Here is a 10,321-nt window from a genome sequence, read left to right on the forward strand (position 1 = left end):
CGATCAGGAACTTTAATCTTTCCTTCCTGGCGCATCCTAAGTCGATCCATAATAATGGCATCGTAGGCCGCCTCTACGGTATCTAAAAGCTTTTGGTTACCACGATGCTTTTGCATCAGGCGACCTTTGGCATCCTGAATTTCATCAAAGGACGCTTCTTCCGTAACCCCAAGCTGATCATAGGGATTGTTATCACTCATTCAAGACCTCCGAGACATCCCTTGTTTTCACATCCCTTCTTTTCACTAGTATGACAGCAACTTTAAACTAGTTATGTATATGTTAAGGTTAGGCACGAGAAACTCTCAACCTTGCTCTGGCTAACCACTGGTCACAGAGTCGTTTTGGTTGAGGGTGGTGCCAATGCCCCTGGGTGCTAGTGTAGCTTGATCTTCAAGCAGCAGTCCCGAAGTGAAGTCAACACAATGCCGGTGCATCTGCTGTTTTGTGACCAAATCACCGGAGAATTCCTGAATGATGTTAGAACCGTTAGTAAATCCATATAGACCCATCAAGGCTATGGGTTTTTTGCTCTTTAGAACCAGAAAAAAAGACTTTTTCCCTTGGTTCGGGAAGTCCTACTGTGGGGGAATTTTGAAAATAACTGATCTGCCTATGCGATTTACCAACTATTGGCATTGCCTAATAATCTGAGGATAATTGTCTACAATGCCCAACAGCACCGTTGGTGTCAAAACACTCTGCGTCTTAAATTTGTGATCCCGTTTTCCGTGGAAAGTTATGACCGCCGCCAAGATTCTTGTCGTAGATGACGATCCGGCAATCCGAAATTTAATTCTACGCTTCTTAAGTCAAAAGAATTTTCAAATGCAGGCTGCTCAAGATGGCAAGACGGCTCTTGCCACATTTGAGCAATTTAATCCAGATTTAGTCATTCTAGATGTGAATTTGCCTGACGCCCTTGGCTACAACCTGTGTCAGCAAATGCAGACCCGCACTGATGTCTTTGTCCTCTTGCTCACCAGTCGGTCGGATGCTGCTGACAAAAATCAAGGATTTCAACAAGGTGCTGATGACTACATCACCAAGCCCTTTGATTTACAAGAGCTGGAAAATCGAGTTAGAGCAATTTTGAAACGGAAGCGGGCTGTTACTGCTACTGAAGCAGAACGCCTCGTCTTCGACCATTTAGTGATCGATCCAGGGCGCAGGGAGGTAACTATCAACGAAATACTTATCCCTCTAACTGCTCTGGAATTTGATCTACTCCATTTTCTGGCCTGTCATCCAGGTCGAGTCTTGCGCCGTTCTGAGTTAATCCAGGAAGTCTGGGAGTACGATTATGTGGGAGATCAGCGAGTAGTTGATGTCCATATCGGTCAAATTCGCCGTAAAATTGAGGTTAATTCCAGTGACCCTTCCTTAATTCAGACAGTTCGAGGTGTTGGCTACAAGTTTGAGGCACCTTCTAGTAAGAAGAATGAGAAAAATGGTAAATCCAGTAGCTAACTCATTGTTGACACTCCACGACTACTCAAACCCCTTGCTCGTGGAGGGTCAATGGTTGCCAAGGCAATCGACTACTGAGCTACCGGACTAGAGTTCAAGAGTCGTCTAGCACAGCACGGCGGAAATAAAGATACGATTCAAAAATAGCAAAACGCTTATGTAATAAGCATGCAAGAATTGTTAATACCATAATTTTTAATTCCGCGCAGCAGTACTAGTGATCATGCCTGCTTTGGTCTAGCCTCTTGCTGAAGTGGCTCGACTTCCCTGGGATTAGCTTTGTTGAGAAGACGTCGTAGCATGATTGTTTGATTCTGCTGTAGCAACTTCTGCTGTAGCAACTTCTTTGGTGGCAGTTTTCTCAGATTCACTTGGGGTAGGGGTGTTCAGCCCTTGCTCTATTTGTTGTGCCTCTAGCTTAAACTGATTTTCAAACTCCTTGGAAGCATCTTGAAAGCCTCTAATGGCTTTACCCAAACTACGACCAATTTCTGGCAACTTCTTAGGGCCAAATACTAATAGGGCAATGACCATAATCAACACCATTTCCGGTAAACCCATACCAAAAACGTTCATTATTATATAACCTCCTGGGATTTGTCAAGTGCTGGTTTGCTTTTACTGGTTTGCTGTTACTAGTTTGCTGTTCTTAGTATTCCACATTTGACCCAAATTGACCGCTGTTCCGTTGAACTCAGCCAGTTTAACTCAGCCAGTTTAACTCAGCCAGTTTAACTCAGCCAGTTTAACTCAGCCAGTTTAACTAAGTTAGGTAGTCATCCCAGGGACTTCCTAGCCTATCCATTGCTGTCAACAGCATTAAAAAACCCGGACAAGCCGGGAGGGAGCTGAAATATTTGAAATGTTAATGATTAGCAGTTAAGCCATGGAGTAGACTACTGCCCTAGGCTTGTCCAATCAACATTGAAACCTTGAATGATGATTGATTTGTTGTAAATCTGCAAAATAATCAGCAAAAAGACGAAAAATAGCCCCATAAAGACTCCCATTACAGGGGTAGTGCCCCAACCTGGGGCAACTTTGCCATATTCCGAGTTAAGGGGTTTGAGAATATCTCCTAGCCGAGTTTTTTGTGCCATGGGTAAATTGAGATTTATGTTAATTGAGATTTATGTTATTGACATCTCCCCCGTGCGAGGGATTGCTCGCACGGGGGATTCTACAAGGTGCCGAAGTTGCAGCTTGAAACCGTGCCACTTCGCTTCAAGTCAGATAGGATCTACTTAGAAATTTAAACAGAATCCTACCGGTGCGGGAGTGTCAAAGCTCCCATACCTTCTTAAGATTATAGACACGTCGGGTCAAAACCCGTTCTCCATAGGAGACGCGGGGTGCGTTCACTTCGCGTTTGAACCCCTCCTTAGAAATAAGGGGCTATCACGACGAGCGGATGTTTTGATTTCAGCTTACACTAAGGAGGCACTAAACCAAAGACATTTATACTCGAGGTGCAACTATTAGCCTTATAGCTATCTAAACCTTGTGAAACATTATCCACTGTTTTATAATGAAATAAGTTAGTAACTTGTTTAACTTCGGAACACTGCCGCCCAACGAAGAACTAAAAGCGAAGACAGCTGGTCGTAAGTTAAGCGACGTAAAATAATGGACTGAGTGAAGTTACAGTGCGGTTTGAGAGTAGGCAGCAGAGCCTCCATTAATAAAATTAGCGCAATGCTTTTGGCATTGCTTTGTCGGCAACAACCATTAGTTAAAACTAATGCTATACCATCGTCCTATCTGCTTGTGAGTAGGTTTGTACAGGTTAAATGTTGCACAAGTCGCTTGAATTCAATCAATCCAGACTCGGAAATTGTTTGAGAGAGTTTGCGGCAGTGGCACATCCAATAGACATGATTAACTGCCAGGACTATCAAAGCGTGGTTTTTGCCTAAGTACCTGGTGAGGTAAAGGTCGTGAAAATTTTCCGGATTTTGGGCTACATACCCCGTGATGAGGCGCCAACTCACCTTTTCCCAAGAAAATTAACACACTGTTAACACAGTACCTGATATTTTTCAAGCCTGCCGTTCACAACAACTAATCTTTTTGAAGATTAGTTGTTGACAAACTTAGACAGTAGTTGACAAAAAATAAATTTTGTCAACTACTGTCTAAGTTTGTCTAGTAGTTATAGTTTTGGAAATGTATCTTAACAGTATTAATATTCTGTGGTATTCTTAAAAAAAAGCAATAAAATTAAAATTTGTTAACACAACATCAAAAAAAGCTACAATTGACTCTGAATCTACTTCTGACAATAGATCCCGTTTAGCTCGCCTTTGGCGTGATCGTCCAAGCACAGGTCGGGGTATCCCCTGCCATGCTCTCGATCTAGAGAGAACTAAATGTATAGGTTTGTCGAGATTTTAGAGAGCAGAATGTCAAAAAGAAAACAGACTCATATAACGATGCAGTAGCCTCAATGGGGTTTCCCCCACAAGCCACTGCATCAACAGACACACTTATATTTGATTTGAGCCATGGAACCCGCAATAGTCCTTAGCATTGTTATCCTTGTTTTTGTAATCGGTATCACTGGTATATCCATTTACACCGCTTTTGGACCCCCTTCAGCGGAATTAGTCGATCAGTTTGAAGAACATGAAGACTAATATAATAGTTTTCCATTAAAACCGGGAAAGTCACAAGTGATTAGGGTAGCACAACTCAACTATCAGTTAACCGCTACCCTTAGGCAAAAGACAAAGCAGTCCCTTAAGCATAGAAGGTAGATTAAAACTTGATCGTCAAACTGTTTTCGTGTTCATTGAGTTCGGAGCCTTGAGGAGCCGGAATTTGCACGGTAAATGTAGTCCATCTCTGAGAGCTTTCTACCTGAATGATGCCGTCGAGCTGCTTGACTAGCTGCTTCACCAAAGCCAGACCTAATCCTGTACCACCTCGCTTCCAAGGATCAGCATTAGGAATGCGATAGAACTTATCGAAGATGTGGGGTAATTCCGTATCAGCAATCTCGGCTTGATTGCTGATCTTAAATATTACCTTGGGTACGGTATCTGATGGGATCAGATCCCGATTGTTTTGGTAAAAAAACTCAAGAATAATCTGCCTGTTGCCTGGAGTATATTTACAAGCATTGTTGAACAGTTCTGTCACAATTCGCCCGAAGCTGGTCTTGTCAATCAAAACCGATGGCAAATTATCTGACAGAGTCAACTTCAGAATTTGCTGTTGTGCCTGGATACGGGAGCAAAAGGAATCAATGATTCGGCGTAACCAGATTTTCAAGTCTACTACTGTTCGCGAAACCTGATAAGAGGCGGTTTCTAAACGCTGCAAGTCGAGTAAATCGTTGATTAGTTCAATTTCTCTGTAACACTCAGATTCTAAAATCTCTGTATAGCGCTGTCGTCGTTGACTCTCTGGAGCAATTTTGAGCATCTGTATTGCCATTTTCATATTGGATAGAGGTGTGCGCAGTTCATGAGAAACGGTACTTAAGAAATCATCTTTGAGGATGTTTAGTCTCTGTAGTTCCTTGATTCTCTCTCGTAGTTGTTGGGTGCGCTCGAGTACTTGCCGTTCTAAGTCGGTGTTGAGGTTAGCCAGCCGCTGATAAAGCTGGCCTTGCTGAATTGCGATCGCAAGTTGCTCAGCCATCGACTGCACCAAAGTCACTGCGCCATCAGACCATTGGTAGTCACTATGAATATTGATCAGGCACAATTTTCCCCAGAGGCGGTTTTGAAACCTTAGTGGTACAAGTAACTGATGGCAACTGTCCTGAAGGTTTAAGTTGCAGCTATTGTTAATACGCACCACTTCCAGATTTTTGATCTTGCGACTAATCTCATTGTCCACATCGGGAGTTTCAGCACCCAAAGGGCTACTCAAGTTAGCTTGTTTACTGGATTGAGATACGGTTAACCAAACCTGCCGCTGTGGCAGATATTCTTGAATTTCTACTAGGTCAACGTCCAACAGCTGACTGATTTCTTGAGTGGCTGTGGTAAAAATCTGCTCTAAATCAAGAGAGCTACGAATCTTTTGAGTAAACTTATTGAGCGTTGCTTCCCGTTGAGCTTTGAGTTGGTTTTCCTGATAAATTTGAGCCTGCTGAATCGCAATTCCTACATGGTCTGCTACTGATTTCCACAAATTTCTTTCCCAAAGCTGCCACTGTCGTGGTCTACTACACTGATGGGCAACCAATAGTCCCCACAGAGGTGAGTCTTTAGGTTGGTTTTGGTCTAGTTGAGGGTGACAGATAATCGGAACTACCAAGTTAGCAACGACTTGAAGCTGAGCTAGGCAATTAACTTCATAGGAGGACAAGCCCCCAGAATCAGAATAGATATCTTCAATGGCTTGGATTGGACCATACCGGTACTGATTAGCATGGGTTTCCCAGAAGTGGGGATTATACATTTCCCTACCTGTAATCGGCTGCCAGGGTGATTCTACAGACTCTACTGTAAATCTACCTCTCCAATCCGACTCGAAGCGATAAACCGCTACCCGATCTGCTTGTAACAATCGACGAACTTCATTAACTGTGGTATTTAGAATTGTCTCCACATCTAAAGACTTACGAATGCGGGCTGCAAAGTTTTCCCGAAGGGAATCACCCATTGCCTGCCTCAGCTTATCTTGAGCCACCTGGTTAGACAGTGCGTTCGCGTAGCGTGGCCTATGGCCAATCGCGTAGCGTGACCTACGGTCAATCTCTGCCTGTTTGCCCTCTTTAGCATCAACGACAGTTGCTACAAAACCAATCTGTTTCCCTACCTGATCTTGCAGGACACTAATGGTAAAATCGCTAGCCAATCGGCTACCGTCTTGGCGTTGAATGAGCAACTCACCCTGCCAAACCTCTAAGTGGGACAATTGAGCAAAAATTTCTTTGATGGGAGCATCACTTCTAGGGGGAAACATGATCTCGGATAGCTGCGACCCAATAACATCTTGGGCTTGCCATTGATATAGCTTGCAGGCATAACTATTCCAATGGATAATTTTTCCATCCATATCTATGGCAATAATCCCACTCGGTAAGTTATCTAATAAACAAGCCTGAAAGTGAATTTGCTCTTGTGCCTTTTGGTATTTGGTTTCCTGAGCTAATAAAATTTCTTGAAGCTGCTCAAAGGCTGCCTCATCGACTGTAAGCTCACGTAGAATCTGGAACTGCTCTAATCTCATCATTGATGTCTCAAAATCGAACGATCAGCTCTCAATTCAACAGTTACCATCAGCAACTGTGGCAGAAGTGACTTGGGTTGTTGTATTTCTCACATCAGCCTGTTTTCTATTCTTCCCTGTACTCAGATGCCGAAAGTTGAATTGATTTGCCATAGCTAGTTGACTAAAAAATTTCCATAGATACAGCCATAGCATTCCCAAAACCATGACTCAGAGCGACAATTGTGTATAAAGATTGATCTAGCAAGCAGGTCAGAGCGATTACTTTACCAGACAGCTGGGTAGATTCTCAACCGATCACAACCGATGCTCATACTCCGCTGAGGTTAATTGTCAACCAAACCCCAACAAACTACGATGCCCTCTAATTTAGAACAACTTTCGGCTCAGCTGGAAAGCCCCAACATGCGCGATCGCTTGATGGCTCTGGCATCACTACGGGCTGTTCAAGCCAGTGATGCCGTGCCCCTAATTAAAAAGGTACTTGATGATCCCAATTTACCAGTTCGCTCTATGGCTATATTCGCCCTGGGAGTGAAGCCTACGGAAGAATGCTACCCAATTTTGGTCAAATTCATGGCAACTGACCCAGATTACGGAATTCGTGCTGCTGCTGCTGGGGCTTTGGGATATCTAGGTGACCCCAAAGCCTTTGAACCTCTAGTTAGGGCGTTCTACGAAGATACTGAATGGTTGGTACGTTTTAGTGCTGCTGTGTCCCTAGGTAATCTCCAAGATCCCCGTGCTCGTGATGTGCTGACCAAGGCCTTAGATAGTCAGGAAGTACTAGTCCAACAAGCTGCTATTGCTGCTTTAGGGGAAATTAAAGCTACAGAAGCTATAGACGATATTCTACGCTTTGCCCAGTCAGAGGATTGGATAGTGCGTCAACGTTTAGCAGAAGCCCTCGGTCAACTGGGTCAGGACAAAAGTATCTCGGCATTAAACTATTTGGCAAAAGACAGCCATCCTCAAGTATCTGAAGCCGCTCAAATGGCTCTATTGCGTTTGTCTGAAGCCTCAAGCTAGCGTAGCATCCTGGTAATTCGGCTAACCATAGCACGATAGAATCAATAGTGAACCACTTGATTGAAATTACCAACATCACTGATCCACCACGATCTACCACAAATTTTTACAATCTTAGCCAATGGATATTAAAGAGTTTTTTGAGCAGAGTGCTGGCAGATGGTTTTCTCAACGTACTAGTAATCATATTACTTCTCAACCCATTAAAAATGGTAAGTCCAACATCACTATGGAAATGCTATCTGGTGATGCCCCAGAGGTGATCAAACTCTGTAAACAATACCAAATAGAGCCTGGTATGGCTATATTTGGTGTAAAAGTGATTTGGGACGGTACAGTAGTAGGAGAACAGAAAAAGCAAACTGGTTCGACTGTTGTTGTACCTGTTCCCAACCCAGAAAATCCTGACATTGGCAAGCTATTGCGGACTAATGGTGATGTTGAAGGAACTTCCTTAAAATGTCGTTACAGTATCGGCCAGGATGATGTTTTAACAATGATTACAGAGGGGAAAACTCTATATGCTGAAGAACGTTTTTGGTTTGCTAGCCCTAACTTTCGGTTACGCACTAACGTTCTCCAGCAGGGGGGGCAATTAACCATGGCTTCTCTGGCCACAGAAATTCGTCTTGGTGTTACGTGAAAGTTAAGCATTGAGTCAGCTATCAGCGTGTCGCGTATCAGCGTGTCGCGTATCAGCTAATGCGCTACTTGAGGTGCTATCAGCTTTGGGCCTGTGGCCAGGCTACTTGAGATACTTTTGAATAAAATAAGCACCGATTGCGCTACGCGCACGCTGCGCGAACAGTAGCGTTAGCCTTGGCCGTTGGCCAGGCTACGCGAATGTCTCAGGGCTGACGGCTGACCGCTGACCGCTGACCGCTGACCGCTGACCGCTGACCGCTGACCGCTGACCGCTGACCGCTGAATGCTTACAGTCTCAATTATTAGTATTTATGTTATTGACTACAAAAGGCTTATCGATAGGTTTTGGTTCTTTACTGTAAGCACTTTCCAGGACTTTGTTCCTGACTAAATTTGCCTCATATTCAGAAAAATAGCCAATCAGGGTACCTCGCCACACTTTCCTGAGCATATATCTCTCTGATGGCACCTGTATATAACCGGTTGGGGCATAGTTATCTTTTATAAATGAATCCGACTTAATGACCTTAGAATTTTTAATATAATCATGCTTGGATTTAAATAGCTTACAATTGTAATTGTAAGCCCATTTGTTAGATATAACGACTCGTTTAAGATTTATTTTATTCAATAAATAACTTGTTGGTACAAAAACAGCAAATTTGCCATCGGGAATTTTGGCACAGGCTCGGGCAGAGTAGTTTTCAAAAATTATTTGTACAAATAAAGTCAGCTGTATTCCAAAAATTAGTCCGGCTATTAAACCAGAAAATAGGGGAAAACAAAAACTTTTTTCATGCATCCAATTTACCTAGATTTACTGTGAATAAAGAACTTTATATCGGAATTAATTATATAAATTAATAGCTAGATAATAATATATAATTTTTTTTTTGTGAATAAAGGACTTTATATTGGAATTAATTATATAAATTAATTGCTAGATATCTACCTAATATATGAAATTTTAATGAATATTACTTGATAGTTTGATGAAAGTTTATAAAAAATAATTGAATCACAATGGGGTATGCCATAGGGGGATCAGGGAGGATTTGGTATGATTAGATCCGTTCGCGTAGCGTGGCCTACGGCCAATCATCCCACGGGGATTAATCGTGGGATGGTTAACTTTGATCCAGGTTAACAGTGGCCTGGTAAGGACTCTCTACCTCTGAGCTACTTTCGACCTCCTGATCTTCCAAGGCACTCGAAGCTGAATCACTGACCTGCTTATCGACTACGGTAGCTGTGACTGTACCAGAGTCTTGGTGCTGGACAACTGCCTTCAGCTTAAGGTAGACATCTGAAGAGTCTGGTGGTGGATGAAATTGGTGAATTGGCTTTTTGTTAAGCTCATAACTTGACCAATCTACATTGTAGCTAGGACTAGCACGGGCTTTGCTCAGAGGCTTTGGGAAGCTTTCTCTGGGCTTGACTGATTTTTCAGGTATTTTGGATGATATGGTATTGGCTGGGGGGGAAGTTTCCTGTTGGCCTGTTGGTGGTGCTTGGAGTGTCTTTGACTCAAGCATCCCTTGCTCTGGTGTAATTTCATCGGAACTAGTACCTAGAGAGGTTTCAGCAACATTGTCTACCCACTGTAAACTTAGTTCTAAGCTCTCGGTTGTGGATCTACTATCGACCGGAGCGGTTAAATTTTGGGGAAATTTACGACAAACCATCCGCTCAAACTCATGATTAAAGCGATATATAGGCTGTCCTCGTCGTAACCAGACTGCCAAAATTTGCTCTACAGATATCGCTTTGTAACGCCCTTGATAAAGTGCCTCAATCACCGCTAGACGCACCCAATTGGCAGGATAGTTCTCAAGCCATAGATTGACTAATTCTTCTACAGTGTAACCCCTGAGCTCAAACCCATAGTGACTGAGCAAGGCAAGGGCATAGGCAATGGCTAAATCTGAGTCATTGGTCATGGGTAAAAGGGTTCAAGGTGGGAAGGTGGTACGATTCCAGGTGGAAAGGT

At 43.1% G+C, this 10,321-nt stretch carries 11 protein-coding genes; 4 read left to right on the forward strand and 7 right to left on the reverse strand.

Annotated elements, in window-relative coordinates; translation table 11 throughout:
* Window positions 1-200 (reverse strand): CPP1-like family protein (locus tag F6K49_RS30120; protein WP_293102504.1); only part of this gene is annotated, 200 nt, incomplete at its 3' end.
* A 120-nt stretch (window positions 201-320) separates the two neighbouring features.
* Complete coding sequence (locus F6K49_RS30125; RefSeq protein WP_293020254.1) at window positions 321-515, reverse strand: hypothetical protein; 195 nt, start codon at window positions 513-515, stop codon at window positions 321-323.
* 226 nt (window positions 516-741) lie between these two features.
* Between F6K49_RS30125 and F6K49_RS30130 the strand changes: the two genes are divergently transcribed.
* A complete protein-coding gene (locus F6K49_RS30130; protein WP_075899162.1) occupies window positions 742-1,470 on the forward strand; it encodes a response regulator transcription factor in 729 nt (242 codons plus the stop codon).
* Window positions 1,471-1,743: 273 nt separating this feature from the next.
* Here F6K49_RS30130 and F6K49_RS30135 read toward each other — a convergent pair whose 3' ends face one another.
* A complete protein-coding gene (locus tag F6K49_RS30135) occupies window positions 1,744-2,046 on the reverse strand; it encodes a TatA/E family twin arginine-targeting protein translocase (protein WP_075899160.1) in 303 nt (100 codons plus the stop codon).
* A gap of 320 nt (window positions 2,047-2,366) precedes the next feature.
* Window positions 2,367-2,570 carry a photosystem II reaction center protein PsbH gene (gene psbH, locus F6K49_RS30140; RefSeq protein ID WP_293020251.1) on the reverse strand — a complete coding sequence of 68 codons (204 nt, stop codon included), beginning with the start codon at window positions 2,568-2,570 and terminating at the stop codon, window positions 2,367-2,369.
* Between the two features lie 1,404 nt (window positions 2,571-3,974).
* Between psbH and psbN the strand changes: the two genes are divergently transcribed.
* Window positions 3,975-4,106, forward strand: coding sequence for a photosystem II reaction center protein PsbN (gene psbN, locus F6K49_RS30145; RefSeq protein WP_008180512.1), 132 nt, complete (start codon window positions 3,975-3,977; stop codon window positions 4,104-4,106).
* Between the two features lie 121 nt (window positions 4,107-4,227).
* Here the strand turns inward: psbN and F6K49_RS30150 are convergent, their stop codons facing one another.
* Window positions 4,228-6,660 (reverse strand): GAF domain-containing protein, encoded by a 2,433-nt coding sequence (locus tag F6K49_RS30150; RefSeq protein WP_293020248.1) that lies wholly within the window; start codon window positions 6,658-6,660, stop codon window positions 4,228-4,230.
* 354 nt (window positions 6,661-7,014) lie between these two features.
* Here F6K49_RS30150 and F6K49_RS30155 point away from each other — a divergent pair, with 354 nt between their 5' ends.
* Entirely contained in the window at window positions 7,015-7,686 is a 672-nt protein-coding gene (locus F6K49_RS30155) for a HEAT repeat domain-containing protein (protein ID WP_293020247.1), read from the forward strand.
* Window positions 7,687-7,807: 121 nt separating this feature from the next.
* Window positions 7,808-8,329 (forward strand): phycobiliprotein lyase, encoded by a 522-nt coding sequence (locus tag F6K49_RS30160; protein WP_293020246.1) that lies wholly within the window; start codon window positions 7,808-7,810, stop codon window positions 8,327-8,329.
* 297 nt (window positions 8,330-8,626) lie between these two features.
* Here the strand turns inward: F6K49_RS30160 and F6K49_RS30165 are convergent, their stop codons facing one another.
* Both F6K49_RS30165 and F6K49_RS30170 read right to left on the reverse strand, forming a co-directional pair.
* Window positions 8,627-9,133, reverse strand: a complete 507-nt coding sequence (locus tag F6K49_RS30165) for a hypothetical protein (protein WP_293020244.1) — start codon at window positions 9,131-9,133, stop codon at window positions 8,627-8,629.
* Window positions 9,134-9,458: 325 nt separating this feature from the next.
* Window positions 9,459-10,271: a hypothetical protein gene (locus tag F6K49_RS30170; RefSeq protein ID WP_293020242.1), complete on the reverse strand. Its 813-nt coding sequence runs from the start codon at window positions 10,269-10,271 to the stop codon at window positions 9,459-9,461.
* Window positions 10,272-10,321 lie beyond the last annotated feature (50 nt).

This window comes from Moorena sp. SIO3I6 (assembly GCF_010672095.1).